We start from the raw sequence: 22,684 nt of genomic DNA, 5'->3' as shown, positions 1-22,684 counted from the left end.
GGATGAATGTCTGAATGCTGACCCACGGCAGCACCGACCGCCGCGCTCGTGCCCGGAGACTGCAGAAAATCACCCCGGTTCGGGCGTCTGCGTCACCCTGGCCACGCCTTGGCCACCGGATGGGCCCAACGACTACCGGCGTGATCACCGTTGCGTGAGTCGCCCGGCGGCGATCGGGTTGCACCGATCCGTCGAACGGTCGAGTCCTCATCGGAATGAACGGCCGTCGGGATCACCCCGCTGCGGGTGATCGAGCGGGTGAACTTCGCCGGCCTCACCCGGGCGAACCATGCCGGTCGGCAGGCATCCGAGCCGCGGCCGAGCACGGGTCGAACACGGAAAACGCCGCAATCGCCAGCCATCTCGGGCCTTCATGGGGGCGCCGACGGCAGCGGACAGTCGACGGGTGAGGACGCCCCGTCGCCCTGTCCCGAGGGCCCCGGCTTCGATATGAAAGGGCGCGTTCCAACCCCACCTGACCGAAGGATCGTCGGGCATTCCGACCATTCGGATGGGTCCACCGAGATCAGGAGCTACCCCGTGCCTGCACAATCCGCTCGACCCAACGCGCCCGGAAGGGCGCGCCACCCGCTGACCCGGCGGCGCCGGGGAACTCATCGTCCGAGCCCCTCGCGCTGTACCGCCGCCCTCGGTTCGCTGCTGGCGCTGGTCGCGTCGGCACTGTTCATCGCCGGTTCGACGTCGATGGCTCCCCAGGCTTCGGCGGCCCCGGGAAACCCCGGAACCCCATCGGACCCCACAGTCGTGTACGCCGAGGACTTCCAGAATGTTCCGGGACCGGACCCGGTTTCCCGGCTGGACCAATACACCGGCGCCGACGGAGCCACCTACACGGCCGATCCCGAATGGCTGCGGGGCTGCAACGGTTGGATCGCGTCGGCGAATCAAGAGGTGGACGGCGCCGACCAGGTGGCCGACTGCCTCACTCCCGGGTTTCCCGCCAGCGGTCAGAACGCCTGGAACGTATCCCAGCAGCTGGCCTGGGGCATAGGAATGTACACCGGACAATCGGAGAACGAGGCCCGCGGCAACTACGCCGATACAGCTTACACCGCACTTGATCCCGGCGTCGGTCTGGTGGAGTTCGAGACCGTCGACAACATCCCGTTCCAGGCGGCCAACAGGTTCATCGCGTTCAGCGTCGACGTGGCGGCGGTCAACTGCAGCGTCAGTGCGCCGTTGCTGGAGTTCTACCTGCTCGACCAATCGGGCGCCGATACCGCCGTCGGCCCCGAGGTCAACGCCTGCACGGCGTCCACCACCTTCCCCATTCCCGGCGTCGGCGCCAGCGGCCCGCGACAGGTGTCGGTCGGGACGTACACCTCGCAGGGCGCCGTGTTGTTCTCCGGCAGCTCGGTGGGCCTGCGGATGATCAACAACAACGGCAGCGGTCGCGGCAACGACCACACCATCGACAACATCCAGATCCTGGACGTCACTCCACAGCTGGACAAGGAGTTCAGCCCGGCGAGGATCGCCCCCGGCGGCACCAGCACGCTCACCTTCACCATCACCAACACCAGCGAGCTGGCCGCCAAGAACGGGTGGTCGTTCACCGACGCGCTGCCCGCCGGGCTGACGGTCTCGGCGACCGGCGCGGCCGCGACCAGCTGCCCGTCCGGGCAGGTCGCGGCCGCCGCCGGCAATGCATCGATCAGCGTGACCGGCAACCTGAACGCCGGCCAGAGCTCGTGCACCGTCACGATTCCGGTGACCGGCAGCGAGCCGGGCAGCTACACCAACGGCCCGGACAACGTCACCGAAACCGGCCTCGAACCCCCCGGTGACACCACCCTGATCATCGAGCCGGTCGACCTGCAGATCGAGAAGATCGGTCCGGACACGGTCGAACCGGGCGCACCCATCAGCTGGACTTTGCGAGTCACCGACGTCGGTCCGGGTGACAGCACCGGCTTCACCGTCACCGATGCGGTTCCCGTCGGGTACACCGACATCGCGGCAACTCCCGGCTGCACGGTCGCCGGCAGCGACATCACCTGCACCGGCGGTGCGCTGGCCAACGGCGAGTCCACCGACATCACCGTCACCGCAACGGCGCCGGACGGGGCCGGTTGCCTCACCAACGCCGCAACGGTGATCGGCAACGAGCAGGATCCGGACGACGGCAACAACACCGCCGAGCTGCAGACCTGTGTCGGCAGCCGGGATCTACACATCGAGAAGACCTCGAGTGCCCGTCCGGGGTCGGTGGTGGGCGACACCATCACCTACACGGTGACAGCGAAGAACACCGGCACCTTCGACTTCACCGGCGACAACCCGGCAGTGGTGCTTGACGATCTGTCCGGAGTTCTGGACGACGCCTCCTACCGCAACGACGCCGCGGCGGACCGCCCGGGTGACGTCGGGTATCAGAGTCCACTGGTGTCGTTCATCGGCCCGTTGGCCGCCGGGGACACCGTGACGTTGAGCTACACCGTCACCCTGAAGGCGGGTGGAGACGGCAAGGTTCGTAACGTCGCCTGGCAGCCGAAGATCCCGGACGGGAAGACCCCGCCGGCCTGCGATCCGCCGAACGACGATGGCCTCGACCCGGCAACGGGCGAGCCGTGCGCGCAGACCGAGTTCGACCTGCCCCGGTTGACGATCACCAAGACGGCGTCGCAGCCGGAACTGCCGGCAGTCGGCGACACGCTGACCTACACGGTCACCGTCACCAATGCCGGCCCTGGCGACTACACCGCCGACCACCCGGCCACCTTCACTGACGACCTGACAGAGGTGCTGGACGACGCCGGCTGGAACGACGACGCGCAGGCATCGGCCGGAATCACCGGGTTCACCGACCCCACGCTGTCCTGGTCCGGGCCGCTGGTTGCCGGTGATTCGGCCACCATCTCCTACTCGGTGACCTACAGGGGCGACGGCGACCGACTGCTGACCAACGCCGCCTGCGTACCGGAGAACGAGACCGCCCCCGGCGCCGATCCGTGCGGAACGGTCGTGGTACCGGCGGCCAAGATCCTGACGTGGAAGACCGTCGAGGCCTCCGCCGATCCGGTCGTCGCCGGGACGGTGCTGACCTACACCCTGCACTTCAAGAGCGTTGGGCAGATCGCCGGCCAGGTCGACGTTGTCGACGACCTGACGCAGGTCACCGATGACGCCGAGATCAGCAAGGACCCGGCAACCACGGATCCGTTGCAGGCCAAGCACAATGGCGACACCATCACCGTGCAGGGCTCGGTGCCGATCGGCCAGACCTACACCGTCACCTACCAGGCCACCGTCAAACCCGACGGCCAACGCGGTGACGACCAGGCGGCGAATTTCCTGCTGACGCCGGGCCAGACCCCGCCGACCGGGCCGGGCTGTGAGCCGGCCGACGATCGGCTGCCGGACTGCACCAACACGAAGATCGGTGAGTTGAAGGCGACCAAGAGCGTCACCGCCTCGGCGGATCCGGTGGTGACCGGCACCGTCCTGACCTACACGCTGACCTTCACCGATGTCGGTGCCGGACCGGTCACGGTGGATCAGAACGACCTGCTCGGCGACGTGCTGGACGACGCCGAGCTGACCACGGCGCCGTCGGTGTCGGATGATGCGTTGACGGTAAGGCGAAGCGGCGACACTCTCGGCATCGCCGGTGCTCTCGTCGGTGGACAGACCGTGACGGTCAGCTATGCGGTCACCGTGAAAGGCGAGGCCGATCGGGGTAACGACTCGGCCGACAACTTCCTCGTGCCGCAGGGCACCACCCCGCCGGCCCAGTGCGCGGACGACAACCCGACCTGCACCAAGACCGACCTGCCGGACATCGATCCGGTGAAGACCGCAGACCCGGCAACGGGTTCGACGGTGACGGCCGGGCAGCGGGTCACCTACACGCTCACCTTCAGGAATGTCGGAAAGGCGGCCGGTCCCATCGACTACACCGACGATCTGACCAAGGTCCTGGACGATGCGGTGATCTCGGCGGCGCCCAGGACGTCCGACCCGGCGCTGAAGGCCGGCAAGGTCACTGGCGGGAAGTTCCGGGTGACCGGAACCCTGCAGGCGGGTCAGGTCGCGACCGTCGTCTACGCCGTGACGGTCAAACCGGACGGCGAGCGCGGCGACAAGAGGATGAGCAACTTCCTGGTGAAGCCGGGCCAGGTCGACCCGCCGGTCGAGTGCGCGAAGGACAACCCACTGTGCACCGATCATCCGGTGGCAGAGATCGTCGACAGCAAGTCGGTCGACCCGGTGACCGGGTCGGCGGTCCAGGCCGGCCAACGGCTGACCTACACCCTGACCTTCGCCAACAATGGCACCGGCAGTGGCCAGGTGGCGAAGGTCGACGATCTGACCCACGTGACCGACGACGCGACCCTGGTGAGCCCCCCGAAGTCGTCGGACAAGGCACTGTCTGTCAGTCGGCACGGGAACCGGATCAGCATCTCCGGCATCCTCCCGGCGGGCAGGACGGTGGTGGTCTCCTACGCCGTGCAGGTGAAGCCGCAGGCTCAGCGGGGCGACAGCGTGCTGGCCAACTTCCTGCTGAAGCCGCAGCAGAAGCCACCGGCCGACCCGGTGTGCACGGCGAAGGCCGGTGAGGAAGCGGACTGCACCCGTAACCCGGTGGAGGACCCCGAACCCGGTCTGGCCATGGTGAAGTCGGCTGATCCGGTGAACGGCGGCGCGGTCGGCTCGACGGTGACGTACTCGTTCCGGATCACCAACACCGGCAACGTGCCGCTCACCGACGTGCACCCGGTGGAGGGCGCATTCTCCGGTACCGGCACGTTGTCCGCGATCAGCTGCCCGGCCGCGGCCGCGGAGCTGGCACCTGGAGCGGAGGTGACCTGCACAGCCGGGTACACACTGACCGACGCGGACGTGGCAGCGGGCCGGGTGACCAACACCGCCACCGCGACCGGTACCCCGCCGGATGCCGGCCCGATCGCCTCCGCGCGGTCGGAGGCAACGATCAGCGGTCTGCAGGCGCCGGTGGCTGACCCGCCGGTGACCATCAACACCGGACTCGCCGGCAACGGCACCGGGCACACCGCGATGGTGATCGCGGGAGCGGTGCTGCTGGTGCTGTTGATGCTCGGCGCCGGGGCCTGGCTGCTCGTCACGCGGCGTCAGCGCGTGGCGCACCAGGTAATGCCGACCGACTGATCGGGACCGGCATCGCGGCTGTCCGCCCGGGGAACGATCCCTGGGCGGACAGCCGCACCACCGACTGCACTGCGATGAGGATCGTCCGATGTCGATGAGTACCCAGCCTCCGATCAGAACCGGGTGGTCGCGGCGTCGGTGTGCGCGACGTCGAATCAGGATCGCCGGCGTGATGATGGGCGCGGTGCTGGTCGCCGCCACGGCGATGATGTTGATGCTCAGCGGATTGCAGTCGACCCCGCCGGCGGACGCGCCTGTTCCCTCGCGAACCTTCACCTCGACCGTCCCGCCGGAGAAGCTGCTGCCCGGCGACACCATTCCACCGGCGACCGGTGACGTTGTCGCCCCGGTGGGCGGTGACGTGCCATCGACCGGGCCGGCCGACGACAGGGCCGGAACGCCGCGAATCGTCGCCGGTGGCCCCGACCGGCCGCCGCGACACGCCGGACCCTGGACGTTCGACGGGCCCGACCGACTCTTCATCCGGTCGCTGGATGTCGAGGCACCGATCGAGGACGTCGGCGCCGAGCACGGAGCCATGGTGATCCCGGACGTGATCAGTCGGGTCGGGCGATGGAACGGCGGAGCCGCCCTCACCGGCACGGCGGGGACCGTGTTGATCGCCGGCCACGTCAATATCGCGGGGCAGGGCCTCGGTGCGCTGTATCGATTGTCCGAGATCCAGCCCGGCGCCGTAGTAGTGACCACCGGCGACACCGGGCGACGAAGCTCGTGGCGGGTCACCTCTCTCGAGTCGGTGAACAAAAGGGCGCTGCCGGACGACATCTTCGACGGTGCCGGTCCGCGGCGGCTGGTGCTGGTGACCTGTGGTGGAAAGCTGCTGCACATCGACGGTCCGCACGGCGGATACAACACTTACGAGAACAACATCGTGGTCCGGGCGGTACCCGCCTGATGGCCGACCGTGCCGGTCCCACCTACCGGCGGACCGATCGCAGAACCCGCCGAACACGACAGTCATCCCGAATGTCAGAATCGTGACGGCCGACTTCGGGTCGGCGCCGGGAGCGAGGGACATCGAACTGCCACCACAGTGACATGACGACATCGAGATCGTCCGCCGGGCAAGGGCTAACGTCGGGGCCGCCCAGTAACGGACACGCACGCGATTCCGGCGACCGTCGGCCTGCCGCGGGGCTGGTCGAACGACCGCGGCTGTACCGGTTGTTGGACTCCAGTCCGGCCCGGGTCAGCGTGCTGCGGGCGGCCACCGGATCGGGAAAGACGACGCTGCTGCGGAACTGGGCGGCCCGACGAGCTGAGTCGACCTTCTTGCTGTGGCTGACCGTGCATTCCTCCGTCGGCTCCCGGCAGGCGTTCTGGACCAGGGTCACCGAATCCGCCCGCCGGGCCGGCGATCTCGACGCCGATCGCTCGTCGATGCTGCTGCAGCGGGTCGGCGTCGGGGTCGATCCCGTCGACGTCGCGATCGACCTACTGCGCCCAGTGGGTGCGGTGGTGTTCATCTTCGATGCGTACGAGAACGTGGGTGCGGCGGCAACCGAGATCGACGAGGACATCCTGCGTCTGGTTGCGGAGCTTCCGGACGTACGGATCGTCATCGGCACCAGAGGTGGCACCGGCCTCACCGACGAGATGCTGCAACTGCGCCATACCGTGCAGGTCATCACCGACGACCAGCTCGCATTCAACGCCGATGAAGTCGCCGAACTGCTGCGACTGCACCTGGACAGGGGCGACCCGGTGCTCGCGCGGTCGACGCTGCGGGCGACCCACGGCTACGCGATTGCCCTGCGCGCGATGGTGCTCGCGATGTCCAGACGGACGGTGATCCCGGTCGCCGGTAGCGACGACTGGAACCGTTTGGTGGCCACCGATCTCGCGAGTGTGCTGCCGGACGACTCGGCGGCCGAGTTCGTTGCGTTGACCAGTGTCGCCCCGTACGTCGATCTCGACCTGGCGGTCGGGTTGACCGCTCGCAGCGATGCCGAAGAGCTGTTGGAGCTGTTGGAACGCCAGGGATTCGGCCGGTGGATTCCCTACGCCTACCGTCATCCCGTTTTCCAGTACGTCGACTCCGTGCGGAGCGCATTTCTGCGGGAGTTGCGTCGCCGTGACGTCGGCGCCTACCGCAGGTCGGCGGGCCGGACCGCGCAATGGTTGGTCGGCTACGGCGACCACGAACTCGCGTTCCAGCTGGCGCTGGATGCCGCCGATTACCCACTGGCAGTGCGGGTTTACCTCGACCTGCTACGGATCTATCCGGAGAGCTACCTCACCGACCGGCTGCTGCGGCCACTCAACTCCGTGCCGCATCACGTGCTGTGCGCCCATCCGATGCTGGCCTTCGCGCTGGGATTGGCCCGACTGACCGATCCGGTGACGCGGGGGACGGCCCGCGACGCATTCGCCATCGCGGTGGAGCACCGGGCGACGTCGCCGATCGCCGGTCCGGACATCGACGGCTTCATCAACCTGAGCCTGCGGGCCGTCAGCCGCCGATTCGTGGGTGATTTCAACGGATCCGCCCGCGAGAGCCTGGCCGCCACCGCGAAACTCGGTGGTGTGTCGGCGGATCGGCTGGACGAGCTGCGGGAGCCGATCGCGATGATCCTGCGTCAGCTGAGCTTTTCGCTGCTGCAGGGCGGCCAACCGGACGCGGCCGTCGCCGTGCTGAGCCGGTCGGCCTCGTTGAGCCGATTGGGCTCGACCCGGAACTATGCGTTGTCGTACCTGGTGGGGGCGCACGCGTTCGCCGGCGAACTCCCGCGCGCCAGGGCGGCGCTGAGCCAGATCGATCCGGCGGCCTGGCCGCGCGACCACGCCAGCATCTATCTCAACGCCATGACGACGGTGGGTGAGAGCCTGCTGCACTCGGACGCCATGGAGTTCGACCGCGCGGTGGGAGTCATCGACCGCGGCTGGTACACCGAGACCGCCGAGTTCTGGCCGCTGCTCACCGCCGCCCTGCTGGTGGCGAAAGTTGGCTCTGGTGAGGCGCTGGCGCAGACTCGCCGGGTGCAGTCGGTGCTGGATGCCGCACTTCCTCCGAACGGTGTCGGCGACAACCTCGCGACCCGCACTCTTCACGGATTCCTTGCCATCGCATGGCTGTCCGCGGGCCGGGCCGGCGCCGCCGAACGCCTGTTGTCCGGCGACCACGACGACGGACGCGCAGAACTGGCCGCGGCGCGGGCGCTGCACTTGCTGCTGACCGGCAGCGCCGGCCAGGTCATTGCCCGGCTACCGGGCTGGTTGGCCACGGCCGGACACAGCGTGCGCAGCAAGGCAGCGACACTGACGTTCGGCGCCGCCGCGGCCCTGCGGACCGGGGACGGCTCGATGGCGGTGAGCCTGCTGCGGCGGGCCGAAGAACTGACTGCGGTGCACGGAGTCCAGGTCCACCTGGCCTGGCTGCCGATCGACGATCGGCGGGCCCTCGCGGAACTCTGCCGACACGCCGGAGCCACGTCGATCGGCGAACGGCTGGATGCGGTGACGGTCGATGTGATGCCGGCGCAGGTCTCGCAGATCGCCCTGACCGGTCGTGAATCGGTGGTGCTGGCCGCCCTGACGACCACCGCTTCCCGGGAGGAGATTGCCCGGCGGCTGCAGGTTTCGGCGAACACGGTGAAGACCCAGATCCGGCACATCTACCGAAAGCTCGGTGTCAACGACCGCGCCGCAGCGCTGCGCGCCGCCATCGAGCATCAGTTGCTGGAGGACAGTTGAGCCGGGGCATTGCATACGCCCTGATGCCCGGGTCCTCCCGGCGGGCGTAGCCATTCCGCCCGGCTTCTGCCCGGTTTGTCCGCCACCGCCAGCAGCAGGCCGCCGAGCATGCTGACGTTCTTGAAGAACTGGATCTGCTGCATCGATCGCTTTGCCGGATCTGTCTCTTTCCAGAAGCTGTGTCCGGCAAGCGTTGTCGGTACCAGACTGCCGGCCAGCGCCAGTGCGGAGAGTCGTGGCAGCACGCCCAGCGCGAGCGTGCTGCCGGCCAGCAGCTTCACCGCGCCGTCGACCTTGACGATCTGCGAGGTGTCGGACACCACCGGAAGCATGTCGGCCAGCCCGCCGACCAGTTTGTCGGCGGTCGGGGCCTTGCCCTCCGGATTCCGGAAGGCGTCCAGCCCACCGGTGACGAACATCGAGGCGAGCATCGGGCGCGCGATCAGTCGGATGAGTCCCATGCTTGCAGTGTGCTCCGTCAGCCCGACCGCTGCTTCGTGAACCCGGCTCTTGCCTCGTCGGCGCAGTGGTCGTTGGCGATACCTCGATCACAACGCGAGGTGCCGCGGATGCCCACCGGCGGATCTCCCGGGAAGCGTTGCCGCCTTTCGGCTCCGAGGTATCGCGGCCGCCGGACTCAGCGAACGCCGCGCGGCCGGAACTGGATCGAGATCCGGGGCCCGACCGGACGAGAGGTCTTGGGAATGCAGTGATCCCAGGTGCGCTGGCACGATCCGCCCATCACGATCAGGTCGCCGTGGCCCAATGAGTGCTTGATCGAGTGGCCGCCGCTGCGCGCCGAGGGGGACCGCGGCCGGAGCATCAACGAGCGCGCGGACCCGACCGACAGGATCGCCACCATGGTGTCCTGATTTCTGGACCGGCCGATCCGGTCGCCGTGCCAGGCGACCGAGTCGGCGCCGTCGCGGTACAGGCACAAGCCGGCGGTGACGAACGGCTCGCCCAGCTCGGCCCCGTAGAACTCCGACAGGGCATCCCGGGCGCGGATGAGAAGTGGATGTGGCAGCGGCTCGTCGGCCTCGTAGAACTTCGTCAGCCTCGGGACGTCGACGATCCGCTCGTACATCTCGCGCCGCTCCGCCTTCCATGGCACGTCGTGCAGCAGCGCCTCCAGCAGTAGATCGCCGCCGGCCAGCCAGGTCGGCAGTTGATCGACCCAGGCGCCGTGTTCGAGTGCTGTCCGGCGGACCCGATCGCGCAGCGGGCCGAGCTGCGGAGCGCCGGCCGAGTCGACCGGATTGTCGAACAACGATCCCTGGAGGGCCTCGAGCATGCGGCCATGGTACTCCGCTACGAACAGATGTTCGAGTACATTTCGACCGGGCTCGGCTTGTTGGGCCTTGCTGTCAGCCGTTGCTGTCCGGGGCCCCGATGAGGTCCTTGATGAGGGTCAAGGAGAGTCGGGCCGCGTCGGAGCCACCCGGCGAGTGCAGGGCACGGTCCACGGCCCAGCGGTCGAGCACGTTGAGCACGGCGCCGGTCAGTTCGACGGCGAGGTCGGCGGGGATGTCCTGCCGTACGAGCCCCAGGGCCAGGCCACGGCGCACGGCCTGGTTGAGCCAATCGGCGACGTCGGTACGCAGTGCGAGCAGTGCGCTGTCGGTCTCGGCGGATTCGTCCCGGTGATACATCAGTCCGAGCTGTCGCGTCTCCGGATGGTCGGCGGCCGCCCGGCCGAGATCATCGAGCAGTCGCGCCATCGCCGGCCAGAAGTCTCCGGCGGTGAGGGTGGCCAGCTCGGGCAGGGTGATGGCATCGCCGAGCCGGGCGCGCAGAACGGTGACGACGTGATCGTGCAGTCCCTTCTTGCTGTCGAAGTAGTGGTACAGCGAGCTTTTCGCCCAGCCGGCGGTCTGCAGGATCTCGTTCAACGACGCGGCCTGGTAGCCATCCCGGGCGAACGTCCGGGCCGCGGCGAGCAGCAGATCGTGCCCACTGTCCGGGTCAACGGGTCGTGGTGGTCGGGCCATTCGAGCAGTCTATCAAATTCTTGTACCGCTTGGTCCAAGAATCGTGTACCGTGTGGTCCACGAACTCCGGTGCCCGGTCCGGAAGCCGGCCTCGGGCAGCCCATCAATCCCACAGGAGATGCAGGAAGCCATGACCACAGATCCACCAGCGGAAGCACCACCGAACGTGCACGGGCAACGCGTCCTCGTCGCCGGGGCGACCGGCTATCTCGGTCGGCACCTCGTGCGCGCCCTGGTCGATGCCGGATGCCGGGTGCGCGTCCTGGTGCGGCGACCGGAGCAGGCGACCACGTTCCCCGGCGGGGTCGACGCCTTCGTCGGACAGGTGACCGACCCGGCGACCCTGTCGGGCGTCACCGACGGCGTTGACGTGGTGTTCTCCGCTCTGGGCATCACCCGCCAGCGTGGCGGCGGGAAGTACCTGGACGTCGACTACCGCGGCAACCTCGCGCTGCTGCGCCTGGCCGAGAAGGCCGGCGTCGCGCGCTTCGTGTACGTGTCCGTGCTGCACGGCCGCGAGCTTCGCGGAACCGTGCGGCTGGCAGCGGCGAAGGAGAAGTTCGTCGACGCGCTGGACGCCTCGCCCGTCTCGTCGGTGGTGGTGCGGCCCACCGGCTACTTCTCGGACATGGGTGAGTTCCTGACCATGGCCGGTCGCGGCACCGTGTCGTTGATCGGCGACGGACAGCTGAGGATCAACCCCATCTCGGGCCGCGATGTCGCCGCCGCCTGCATCGAGGCCGCGGCGTCGACCGCGACGGACGTGCAGATCGGCGGGCCCGACGTGCTCAGTTATGAGGCGATCGCCCGCGCGGCGTTCGCCGCGCACGGGACCGCGCCGCGGATCCGCCACCTTCCCCGCGGCCTGGTGGTGGCCGCCGTCCGGGTGCTCGCCCGGTGCACCCCCGAGCACGTCTACGGGCCCCTGCAGTTCCTGATCGCCGTGATGACCCATGAGATGACGGCACCACCGACCGGTTCCGACCACCTGGCCAACTTCTTCGCCCGGCAAACCGTCGCTTCCGGCGAGGCATCAACCGCGCACGACGCGCCCACCGCCGGATAGCCGCGGAGGTTCGGATGAGCCAACCTTCACCTGCTCGGCAACCACTTGAAACCGCTCCCGAGCGAAGGAGCGAGACGGACACAGCCGCACGCCGGCTGGTCGTGGGGATCAGCGGAGCGACCGGCATTTGCTATGCGGTCGCCGTGCTGGAGTTGGCCCGAAAGGCCGGCTGGGAAACACACCTTGTCGTCAGCCCGGCGGGCCAGCAGACGCGGGCCTACGAGACCGACCTGTCGGCGGCGGAGCTGGCCGCCATGGCCGACGTCGTCTACCGGCCGGCCGATGTGGGGGCGGCCATCGCGTCGGGATCGTTCCGTACCGGCGGGATGATCGTCGCGCCCTGTTCGATCCGCTCACTGTCCGCCATTGCCTACTCGCTGGGCGACAACCTGTTGACCCGCGCGGCCGACGTCGCGCTGAAGGAGCGGCGGCCGCTGGTGCTGATGGTGCGCGAGACCCCGTTGACTCTCGGCCACCTGCGGGCGATGGCCGCGGCGACCGAGTCGGGCGCGATCGTCATGCCGCCGGTCCCGGCCTGGTACCTGCGCCCGGCCGGCGTCCAGGACATCGTCGAACATTCAGCGGCCAGGGCCTTGGACCTGCTCGGCGTTGACGTTCCGAATCTGCCCCGCTGGGGCGAAACCACTGCAGAAGAAGGAGAATCATGAGACACCTGCGCGATCTACGCGCCTTCATCGACGAGCTCGACGCGATCGGCGAGATCCAGCACATCGGCAAGGAGGTGGATTGGAATCTCGAGCTCGGCGCAGTGGCCCGCCGCTCCTACGAGTTGCGCGCGCCGGCGCCGCTGTTCGAGAACATCCGCGGGACGGGTGACGGCTTCCGCGTCCTCGCGGCACCGGGTGGCCTGTCGGCGCAGACCGGACTCACCTACGCCCGGATCGCGGTCGCGCTCGGTCTGCCGCCGCACGCGAGCGGTGCGGACATCGTCACGGCGCTGGCCGACGCCCGTGACCGTGAGCCGATCCCGCCAACGATCCTCACCACCGGGCCGTGCAAGCAGAACCTGATGCGCGGCGATGACATCGATCTGCTGCGATTCCCGACGCCGCTCATCCACGACGGCGACGGCGGACGATATCTGCAGACGTACGGGCTCAATGTCGTGAAGACCCCGGACGGCTCGTGGACGAACTGGTCGATCAACCGGATGATGCTGTTGGACCGGAACCGGCTCGCCTGTCTCATTCCGCCCCCACAGCACCTGGGGATCATCAAGGCGCAGTGGGAACAGCGCGGCGAGCCGATGCCGATCGCGGTGGCCCTCGGTGTCGAGCCCGCTTTGCCGTACGTCGGGGGGATGCCGCTGCCCGCGGGCGCCGACGAGTCGCACTATCTCGGCGCCTACTTCGGCCAACCGCTCGACCTTGTGCCCGCTGAGACCGTCGATCTGCTGGTGCCGGCGACCGCGGAGATCGTGATCGAGGGATATGTCTCCCACACCGAGTTCGCCGACGAGGGCCCGATGGGCGAGTATCCCGGCTACCTCGACCGCAGCACCGCGCTGCCGCGCCCGGTGCTGCAGGTGACCGCGGTGACCTACCGCGACCAGGCGATCCTGCCCGTGGCGGTGGCCGGTGCGCCGGTCGAAGAGGACCACACCGGCTGGGGCCTGCCGCACGCCGCAGAAATGACTCACGTGCTGCGGCAGGCGAAGCTCCCGGTCGCCGCGTGCTGGGGTGTGCTCGAGTCGGCGAACCACTGGTGGGTGGTCGCCGTGCGACCGGACTGGCACGAACGGACCGGCCTGTCCTCGCAACAGCTCGCCCGACAGGTCGGCCAGACCGTGTTCGGCGCAGGCAAGCTGGCCTTCGGTGTACCCAAGCTGTTGCTCATCGAGAACGACATCGATATCGCAGACCCGAAGCAGGTCATCTGGGCCTTTGCCAGCCGTGCCCACCCCGAGCACGGCGAGATCCACTTCGCCAACGAGCCGCAGAACATCCTGCCGATCTATCTCGATGCCCACGAACGACTCAGCTACCACGCCACCAAGATCGTCTACAACTGCCTGGTTGCCGACCGATTCGACAAGGACGAACGTCCGACCCCCTCGGACCTGGCACATGCCTGGCCTGCCGAGGTCCGCCAACACGTCATCGACAACTGGCAGAACTACGGCTACCGGGACTCTCACGGCAGTACTCCGGACGATCTGGAGGCGGCCGGGTAGCAACAAAAGAAGCGCAGGGCGTCGGTGGCGATGGTTACCGTTGTGGGGTGACGAACACAGCACCTACGACCTCACCAGAGACCGACAGCGCGACCTCGCCGCCGGCGATCCCGAAGCGCCGGTTGATGCTGGTGCACGCCCACCCGGACGACGAGACCACTTCCACCGGCACCACGATGGCCCGCTATGCCGCCGAGGGAGCCGGCGTCACGCTGGTCACCTGCACACTGGGGGAGCTGGGCGAGGTGGTGATCCCCGAGCTCGAGCACCTGCGGCACGACAACGACGACAATCTCGCCCCGCGCCGGCTGGAGGAGCTGACGAAGGCGATGCAGGAGCTGGGCGTCACCGATTTCGTCCGGCTCGGCGGCGACGGCCGCTGGCGCGATTCCGGGATGGCCTACGACGAACGGGGCGGTGCCATCGCCCCGGACGAGGTGCACGACGGGAGCTTCTGGCGGGCGGACCTGCTGGAGGCGGCGAACGAACTGGTGAGCCTGATCCGCGACCGGCGTCCGCAGGTACTGATCACCTACGACGAGAAGGGCCACTACGGCCATCCCGACCACGTCCAGGCCCACCGGGTGGCGACGTACGCGGCCGCGCTGGCCGGCGTTGCCTCCTACCGGCCCGAACTGGGCGAACCCTGGCAGATCCAGCGGGTGCTGTGGACCGCGATGTCGGCCGAGACGTTCCGCGAGATGATCCGCGCCGGGCGGGAGGCCGGCGAGAGCAACGAGTGGTTCGACAGCATCGATCTCGACTCCGACGAGCCGCCGATGATGACGGTCCGCGACCGTGACATCGACGTCCGGATCGACGGCTATGCCTACGGTGCGCAGCGTTTCGCCGCCATGCGCGCTCATGCCACCCAGATCCGCAACGACGAGTTCTTCTTCAAGCTCCAGGACGCGCCACCCGGCCGGTTGTGGGAGGAATGCTTCCGGCTGGCGTCCGGGGTGCCGCTGCCGGACGGGGCTGACGACCTGTTCGCGGGACTGACCCTGGACTGACGCCGGGCTGACGAACCGCGCCACTTCGGTAGGTTCTCGGCCACCTCGTTACGATCCGTAGTCGGACGTGATACGAGGGAGCTCTCGATGGTCGGGCATGGGGCAGCGGCGGTGGCGCATCCGATGATGCTGGCCCGGCCTCGGTTCGTCGGACGCGGACCGGAACTGGCACAGATCCTCCGCGCGCTGCAGGCGCCGCCGGCCGTGGTCCTGATCGAGGGCGAGGCCGGGATCGGCAAGAGCCGGCTGGTGCAGGAGGTCCTGGAACATCGACAAGCCGCTGCCGGCGGGCATCGGACGACGGCGGCGAAGGTGCTGGTCGCGACCTGCCCGCCGTTCCGGGAGCCGTTCACCCTCGGGCCGGTGGTCGACGCACTGCGGGAAACCACGGACAGCGTCGGCGATCTCGGGCTGACGGCGCTGGCCGGCGCGCTGCGGCCGATGTTTCCCGAATGGGCAGACGGGCTACCGCCGTTGCCCGAGCAGTTGGACGATCCGTCAGCCGCCCGACACCGGCTGTTCCGGGCATTGGCCGAACTGCTCGATCGGCTGTCGGTCGAACTGCTGGTGGTCGAAGACGTGCACTGGTCCGATCAAGCGACCATCGAGTTCCTGATCTTCCTGATGTCGCGTCGGCCGGCACACGGATCACCGGCCGCGCGGAGCCTGCTGTGCACCTATCGGCCCGAGGATCTGCCGGCCGATTCGCTGTTGCTACGACTGACGTCGCGTTTCACCGGCACGAACCAACTGACGGTGACTCTGGGGCCGCTGGGCATGGCCGCGACCGCCGAGATGCTGTCGTCGATGCTGGCCGGCGAGCCGATGTCCACCGAGTTCGTGACGTTCATGCATGACGGGACCGACGGTGTTCCACTGGCCGTGGAGGAGTCGCTGCGCCTGCTGCAGGATCGGAGCGACCTGACCCACCGGGACGGCGAGTGGGTGCGCCGACGGCTGGACCAGATCGCGGTGCCGCCCAGGGTGCGCGACTCGGTGCTGGAACGCGTTGGCCGGATGAGCGATGCGGCCCGGGCTGTCGTGGAGGCTGCCGCGGTGCTCACCGACCCCTCCGCCGAGCCGACGATCGCGGAGGTCGCCGGTCTGGAACCGAGCGTGTTCAGGGAGGGCATGGGTGAGGCATTGGATGCCGGGGTGTTGGGCAGTAACGCGCGCCGGCTGATCGCCTTCCGGCATGTGCTCGCCTGCCGCGCCGTCTACGACGACCTACCGTCACCTCGACGCGGCGAACTGCACCGGCGAGCAGGGGTGGCGCTGGAGCACTCGCCGATCGCCCAGAATGCTGCGCTGGCCAGGCACTTCCGCGAGGCCGGTGAGACCGACGGTTGGGTCCGTTACGCAGAGCAGGCTGCGGCCCTCGCCCGCTCGTCCGGGGACGTGGCGACGTCGGACGGCCTGCTGTACGACGTCGTCGTCCATGCAGAGCTGCCGGGCGCGGCCCGTGCCGAACTCGCCGACAAGATCAGCCTCAGTCTGGTCGGTCCGGACCGTTACCTGGCGCTGGCAGAGGTGCTCGGGCAGGCGTTGGGCAATGAGATGACCGACGCGGCGACCGAGGGTGAGATCCGTTACCAGCGAGGAAGATTCCTCACCAGCGTCGACGAATACGCGGCCGCGAACGATGAGCTGCGGCGATCGGTGCCGCTGCTGGATCATCGACCGGACTGGGGTGCACGCGCCTTGCTGTTGCTCGGCCACCCGCGGGGAACGGATCTCCCGGCGACGGAACACCTGGGCTGGCTGTTACGCGCGGCGGCCGCCATCGAGACCCTGCCTGCTCTGCAACAACTCCGGCACCGGGTGGACCTGGCGACCAGTCTGCTCGCACTCGGTGAGAACCGGGGATGGGAAGAGGCTGCCCGGATACCCGAACATCCGGAGTCGGAGCGTGGACTCGAGTCGATCAGCCGCGCGCAGATCAACTTCAGTCATTTTGCGACAGCCTGGGGTCGTTATGCGCAGGCGGCGCATCACCTTCAGCTCGCTGGCGAACTGACCGCGGAAGGCAGACACGCACGGTTCCGAGACATCGTCATGGTCAACCGAGCCCGACTGGACTGGTTTGCCGGGCGATGGCAAGGACTGGTGAGCCGGGCGGAGCGCTTGGCGGGCAACGAGGATCTACAGCCGGTGAGCCGTATCGAGTCGTCGTTGATCGTCGCGCAACTGCACATCGCCGACGGCAATGTGGCGGCTGCCGAGCCTCGTCTGTCCGAGTGCCTCCGGCAGGCCTGGCGGCACGGCGCTCTGGCCGAGTCGATGGAGATCGCTGGTGCTCTCGGTGCCCTTCACCTGGAGATCGGGCGACCGGCTGAGGCGCTGTCCGTTACCGAGGAGCCGATGAAAGGGTTGACGCTGAAGGGCATCTGGCTCTGGGCCACCGAGCTGCTGCCCGTTCGGGTACAGGCGCTGGTCGACGTCGGGGAGCTGGGGGCGGCCGCGGCTTTGTGTGACCTGTTCGAGGGTGGCGCTGCTGGCCTGCAGGCGCCGGGGCCGTTGGCGGCACTTGCGGACTGCCGGGCAGTGTTGCTCGAGGGTCAGGGAGACGCGGCCGGCGCGATCGACGCTTTCGATGCCGCCGCCACGCGCTGGCAGGCCATGTCCAGGCCGTACGACAGCTGGCGGGCCAAGGAGCGTCGGGCGAGCACGCTGCTGGCTGTCGGCCGCAAAGATGCTGCCGCGGCTGGGTTTTCGGAGGTGTTCGACGGGTTTGCGGGCCTGGACGCCCGCGGTCCGGCCACCCGAGTGCTGGCGGCCCTGCGCGAGCTGGGGGTTGACGTCAAGCGGCCCTGGTGGGGTGGCAGCAAGGGTTACGGAAGCCGGCTGTCTCCCCGGGAACTCGAGGTGGCCGGGCTGGTGGTCGACGGTCGCACCACCAAGGAGATCGCGCGGCTGTTGTCCCGGTCGCCGCACACTGTTGCGTCCCAACTGAACTCCGCCATGCGCAAGCTGGAGGTGTCCAGCAGAACCGCGCTCGCCGTAGCCGTTGTCGATGCCGGGCTGCTGCCGGCACCGGCCGATCCGGTCGACTGATCGCTCGGGAATCTTCACTTTGGTTCATCTGAGCGATCGCGGTCACCCGTCGATCGGCCGATAGTCGCCGGGAGGACGAAAACCCCGGGAGAGCCCCACCGATGAACGATCCGAACAATGTCACCTCAGCACTGCCGCTCGCTGCGACCGCCCGCCGCGATCCGCGCACCGAGCGCACCGACGGCCCTCCGAGTGAGGAGGCAGCCCCGGTACCGGAAGTCGAAAGACCCGCCGGGCCAGCCGGCACCGAGGAGGCCGGCGTCGACGCCTACGAGCCGCTCTGATCCCGATCAGCAGAGCCGTGCCCCGATCGAACCCTCCAAACCGACCGACCTGACAGGAAGAGCCATAACCCATGAGACGACAACCCGTCACCGCATCGTCGTTACTTGCCGGCCCACCGGCCGCCGGGCGCCCCAGAAGAGAACTGAGCCGACGTAGATCCCTCGGCGCCGTCACCGCTGCCGCGCTGATCGCGGCGGGGCTGTATGCGGCCCCGAGCACCGCGGCCGAGCCGGACGGATCGGTCACCCCTGACGCTGCCGCCGGATCCCTCACGGGCACTGGCGGTTCGGCGGCGCCGCTCACGGTGATCCACGATCAGCCCGTTTCGGCCGCGGCCGCCAGCACTGGCGCCGGCGCGACGACCGCGGACAACGGCCGGACCATCACCCTGATCACCGGCGATCACGTCCGGGTGACGCCGACCGCCGACGGCGGCTACGACGCGATACCGATGCCCGCCGAGCGGCCGGACGGCAGTACGCCGATGTTCAACGTCGACGCCGGCCCCGACGGCATCTTCGTGGTTCCGTCCGACGCCGGGCCGGCAGTCGACGCCGGGGTGCTCGATCGCTCGCTCTTCGATGTGAAATACCTGGCGGACAACGGATTCACCGATGATCAGACCGCCAAGATGCCGGTGATCGTGCAGTACCCGGATACCCGCAGGGCCGCTTCGGCGATGGCCACCGCCAAGGCACTGCCGGCCAGCACGGCCACCCGCGAGCTGGACAGCATCGGCGGCGCGGCGGTCGACGTGACCAAGGCCAAGGCCTCCGACTTCTGGTCGACGGTGCACCAGGCCCAGGCGCCGAAATTCGGCACCAGGGCCGCGCAATCCGGCGAGCTGCAGGCCGGCATCGAGAAGATCTGGCTCGACCGGAAGGTGTCGGTCACCCTGGACCAGAGCGTGCCGCTGATCGGTGCGCCGACCGCCTGGGAGGCCGGGTTCGACGGAACCGGGGTCCGGGTCGCCGTCCTGGACACCGGGATCGACGAGACGCATCCCGACGTGGCCGGGAAGGTCAAGGCCAGCAAGGGATTCATCGCCGGAGAGGGGATTGTCGACGGCCACGGCCACGGCACCCACGTCGCCGCGACGGTGGCCGGCACCGGGAACGCCTCCAACGGCCTGAGGAAGGGTGTCGCGCCCGGCGCCGACCTGCTGATCGGCAAGGTGCTGGACAACGCCGGCAGCGGCCCGTCCTCGACCATCATCGACGGGATGGAGTGGGCGACCGAACAGGAGCACGCGGACGTCGTCTCGATGAGCCTGGGCGGCGATCCCACCGACGGCAGCGACCCGATGAGCCAGGCGGTGAACAACCTGACCGACAGCACCGGCGCGCTGTTCGTCATCGCCGCCGGCAATGCCGGACCGGTCGCCGGGACCGTCGGAACGCCGGGCGCCGCCGCAGAGGCACTCACCGTCGCCGCCACCGACAAGAGCGACAAGCTGGCGAACTTCTCCAGCCGCGGCCCGCGCACCGACGGCGCGCTGAAGCCCGACATCGCCGCGCCCGGGGTGAACATCGTCGCCGCCAGGGCGGCCGGCACCAGCCTCGGCTCGCCGGTCGACGCGCTGTACACCTCGCTGAACGGCACCTCGATGGCCACCCCGCACGTCGCGGGTTCGGCGGCCATTCTGGCGCAGGTGCATCCGGACTGGACACCGGCGCAGCTCAAGGCCGGGCTGATGAGCACCGCCAAAGAGGTTGGCTACACCGCCTTTGAGGTCGGCGCCGGCCGGGTCGATATCGGCCGTGCGGCCACCCAACGGGTGGTGTCCCGGACGGTCAACCTGGACTTCGGCACTGTGCCGTTCGAAGAAACCCCGGCCCCGATCGAGCAGCAGATCGAATACGCCAACGCCGGTAACGCCGACCTCACCCTCACCCTGACCCCGACCATCCGCACCCTGTCCGGCGACCCGGTCGACGGCTCGCTGACCGCCGACCAGACCGTCACGGTGCCGGCCGGCGGCACCGCAACAGCCACCGTCACCCTGGATGTCACCAACCTCGCCGCCGGGCGCTACGCCGGCAGCGTGACCGCCGTCGACGCCGCGGGTGAGGTCCGGCTGACCACCCCTGCCGCAGTGCTCCGCGAACCCAGGAAGTACGACCTGACGGTGCACACCCTCGACCACCACGGCAATCCGGCCCCCGAGGCCTGGGTGACCGGGCTGACCAGCTCCGTGCTGGCCATCGACGTGCCCGGCGTGGCCGGGGTCAAGGGCGGCGTTCAGGTCGCGCCGGGCGTGCTGCGCTATCGGGTCGCCGCCGGCACCTACCAGATCACCCAGTGGCTGAACCAGCAGAACGACGAGGGCCGGTTCGGACAGACCCTGCTGCTCAACCCGGAGCTCACCGTCACCGGCGACACCGACATCACTCTGGACGCAAGGTCCGCGGTGCCGATCGAATTCGATACCCCGAAGCCGCACCAGCAGGAGGCGCCGCAGATCCAGACGACAATCGCCCGCACCTTGGTCGACGGCCGTCGGGTGTCCTCGATGGAAATCGGTCGCAGTCAATGGACGATGGCGACACCGACCGCGCGGGTGACCAAGGGCGAGTTCTCGCTGGCCCTGCAGCGGGCGTTCATCAATCCGCAGCTGGATCTGACGGTGATCAGCCCGCGCAAGGAGAAGTTAGCGAACTGGATCGACGGGTATTTCGACGAGGGTATGTCGCTGTCCGCCTTTGGATACCAGCCGTTCCCCGAGGGCAAGCAACGACTCAAGGTGGCCTACGTCAACCTCGCCAAGCCGGACGACCTCAAGGGCCTCGATCTGCGGGGCAAACTGGCGCTGGAGGTACTCGACCCGGACGAGGAGCAGGTGCCTGACGAGGCGTTCGGCTGCGTCGTGGTCAACGAACGGTTGGCCGCCCTGAAGGCTGCCGGCGCGGTCGGCGTGGTGACGTTCCCAGCCAAGCTCGACTCTCGCTGCTCGGCCCCCGCCCCGTCCTACAACGGTGGCGATCCGCATCCGCTGCCGGTCACCGAGATCTCGCCGGCCGCCGGGGCGAAGCTGCGAGCCCAAGTCGGTCGCGGCCCGGTGACCATCGACGTGACCAGCAACCCGGACATCGACTACACCTACAACCTGAAGAAGTACCTGCACGACCGGATCCCCGGTTCGCTGCGCTTCCGGGTCACCGCCCGGGACCTGGTCACGATGCGGTCGCACTTCTCGGCCGCCGCTCAGGGGGTGGCGTTCAAGGCCTGGCACGAAAAGACCGCGACGGACGGGGTCAGCATCATCACGGCGATGGCGGTCGCCGGGCAGGGCGAGCACACCGAGTACTACGGCCCGCTCTATCCCGACGTGATGGCCAACCTCCAGGTCCAGAACCCGAGCGGGACCTGGACGAACAACCACCGGGCGCTCAATGCCCCGGCATCGACGGTGGAGCAGTGGGCCACGGTCGCGGTGACCCCGGGAGCCGAACTGGTGTCGCCGATCGAGAACAGCTACGCCGTGCAACAGTGCGTGATGTGCCGGCAGGGCGAGGTGTTCTATCCGAACTACCTGAGGATGAACGACAGCGGCAAGGTGGTCGGAGGTGCCGTGGTCAACGCGAACGTGTCGATGACCGCCAACGGGGCCGAGGTGCCACGCGCACCATGGGGGCTGCCGGTTCCGGGGTTCAAGCTGGCTGCGGAACCGACCCGTTACCGACTCACCCAGAGCGGTGCCGGCACCAGCAACGTCTGGAACTTCACCTCGACCGCTCCGGCCGATGGTGAACTTGCACCCGGATATGCCTGCGTCGGAACCATCTTCGCCGGCAAGACCGAGCCCTGCCATCCGGATCCACTGGTGTTCGCCGGCTACGACCTGGGCAACACCCTCCGGGCGGACAACACCGTGCTCACCGGCAAGCACGTCTTCACCGTCCGGGCGTATCACCAGCCCGGCGCGCTGGCGGCGCCGAAGATCACCGGCGCCACGGTCTCCTACAGCACCGATGACGGCGAGACCTGGACGTCGGCGAAGCTGCGCAAGGGCAAGGACGGGACCTTCCGGGTCACCGCCCGCTATCCGAAGCTGGTCAGGACCTCGGGCGCCGTCAGCCTGAAGGTGACGGCCAGGGACGCCGCCGGCAACACGGTCGAACAGACCAGCCTGCGGGCCTTCGCCCTGCACGATCGAGGCTGACCCTCACCCGGCCTCGCAGGGGCGACGGGCCACCGCCTTCGGGCGGTGGCCCGTTTC

At 68.7% G+C, this 22,684-nt stretch carries 13 protein-coding genes; 10 read left to right on the top strand and 3 right to left on the bottom strand.

Annotation, left to right across the window (positions count from 1 at the left end; all coding sequences use genetic code 11):
- Positions 1-765: 765 nt before the first annotated feature.
- The 3 genes from K340_RS0124285 (at position 766) to K340_RS0124275 (ending at position 8,862) form a co-directional block, all read left to right on the top strand.
- The gene (locus K340_RS0124285; protein WP_029138595.1) at positions 766-5,148 is read left to right on the top strand and encodes a DUF7927 domain-containing protein; all 4,383 of its coding nucleotides are present in this window, start codon (positions 766-768) and stop codon (positions 5,146-5,148) included.
- A 172-nt stretch (positions 5,149-5,320) separates the two neighbouring features.
- Positions 5,321-6,064, top strand: a complete 744-nt coding sequence (locus K340_RS34785; RefSeq protein WP_245599722.1) for a class F sortase — start codon at positions 5,321-5,323, stop codon at positions 6,062-6,064.
- 143 nt (positions 6,065-6,207) lie between these two features.
- The gene (locus K340_RS0124275) at positions 6,208-8,862 is read left to right on the top strand and encodes a LuxR C-terminal-related transcriptional regulator (RefSeq protein ID WP_084614910.1); all 2,655 of its coding nucleotides are present in this window, start codon (positions 6,208-6,210) and stop codon (positions 8,860-8,862) included.
- On the opposite strand, the gene K340_RS33040 is transcribed toward K340_RS0124275, so the two are convergent.
- The 3 genes from K340_RS33040 to K340_RS33035 all read right to left on the bottom strand — a co-directional run bounded on the left by K340_RS33040 (position 8,841) and on the right by K340_RS33035 (position 10,853).
- Positions 8,841-9,323, bottom strand: a complete 483-nt coding sequence (locus tag K340_RS33040) for a DoxX family protein (RefSeq protein ID WP_051267523.1) — start codon at positions 9,321-9,323, stop codon at positions 8,841-8,843. The two genes, K340_RS0124275 and K340_RS33040, sit on opposite strands and share 22 nt — an antisense overlap.
- 176 nt (positions 9,324-9,499) lie before the next feature.
- On the bottom strand, positions 9,500-10,156 hold the full coding sequence (locus tag K340_RS0124265; RefSeq protein ID WP_029138593.1) for an alpha-ketoglutarate-dependent dioxygenase AlkB: 657 nt from the start codon (positions 10,154-10,156) through the stop codon (positions 9,500-9,502).
- A 73-nt stretch (positions 10,157-10,229) separates the two neighbouring features.
- A complete protein-coding gene (locus K340_RS33035; RefSeq protein ID WP_051267520.1) occupies positions 10,230-10,853 on the bottom strand; it encodes a TetR/AcrR family transcriptional regulator in 624 nt (207 codons plus the stop codon).
- A 130-nt stretch (positions 10,854-10,983) separates the two neighbouring features.
- Here K340_RS33035 and K340_RS0124255 point away from each other — a divergent pair, with 130 nt between their 5' ends.
- The 7 genes from K340_RS0124255 to K340_RS0124225 all read left to right on the top strand — a co-directional run bounded on the left by K340_RS0124255 (position 10,984) and on the right by K340_RS0124225 (position 22,627).
- Positions 10,984-11,919 (top strand): SDR family oxidoreductase, encoded by a 936-nt coding sequence (locus K340_RS0124255; RefSeq protein ID WP_051267640.1) that lies wholly within the window; start codon positions 10,984-10,986, stop codon positions 11,917-11,919.
- Between the two features lie 101 nt (positions 11,920-12,020).
- A complete protein-coding gene (locus K340_RS0124250) occupies positions 12,021-12,587 on the top strand; it encodes a UbiX family flavin prenyltransferase (protein WP_245599712.1) in 567 nt (188 codons plus the stop codon).
- Positions 12,584-14,113: a UbiD family decarboxylase gene (locus tag K340_RS33030; RefSeq protein WP_051267518.1), complete on the top strand. Its 1,530-nt coding sequence runs from the start codon at positions 12,584-12,586 to the stop codon at positions 14,111-14,113. Before K340_RS0124250 ends, K340_RS33030 begins: the two co-directional genes overlap by 4 nt.
- Before the next feature lie 47 nt (positions 14,114-14,160).
- Positions 14,161-15,126 (top strand): N-acetyl-1-D-myo-inositol-2-amino-2-deoxy-alpha-D-glucopyranoside deacetylase, encoded by a 966-nt coding sequence (mshB, locus tag K340_RS0124240; RefSeq protein WP_211229628.1) that lies wholly within the window; start codon positions 14,161-14,163, stop codon positions 15,124-15,126.
- Positions 15,127-15,213: 87 nt separating this feature from the next.
- Positions 15,214-18,180 (top strand): helix-turn-helix transcriptional regulator, encoded by a 2,967-nt coding sequence (locus K340_RS0124235; protein ID WP_051267516.1) that lies wholly within the window; start codon positions 15,214-15,216, stop codon positions 18,178-18,180.
- Positions 18,181-18,281: 101 nt separating this feature from the next.
- Positions 18,282-18,464 carry a hypothetical protein gene (locus K340_RS0124230; RefSeq protein ID WP_029138588.1) on the top strand — a complete coding sequence of 61 codons (183 nt, stop codon included), beginning with the start codon at positions 18,282-18,284 and terminating at the stop codon, positions 18,462-18,464.
- A gap of 71 nt (positions 18,465-18,535) precedes the next feature.
- Positions 18,536-22,627, top strand: coding sequence for a S8 family serine peptidase (locus K340_RS0124225; protein ID WP_051267513.1), 4,092 nt, complete (start codon positions 18,536-18,538; stop codon positions 22,625-22,627).
- Positions 22,628-22,684: the final 57 nt, after the last annotated feature.

This window comes from Nakamurella lactea DSM 19367 (assembly GCF_000426645.1).
Lineage (GTDB): Bacteria > Actinomycetota > Actinomycetes > Mycobacteriales > Nakamurellaceae > Nakamurella > Nakamurella lactea.
The sequence above is the reverse complement of the archived record's forward strand: the minus strand, read 5'-3'. Positions and strand labels throughout refer to the sequence as shown.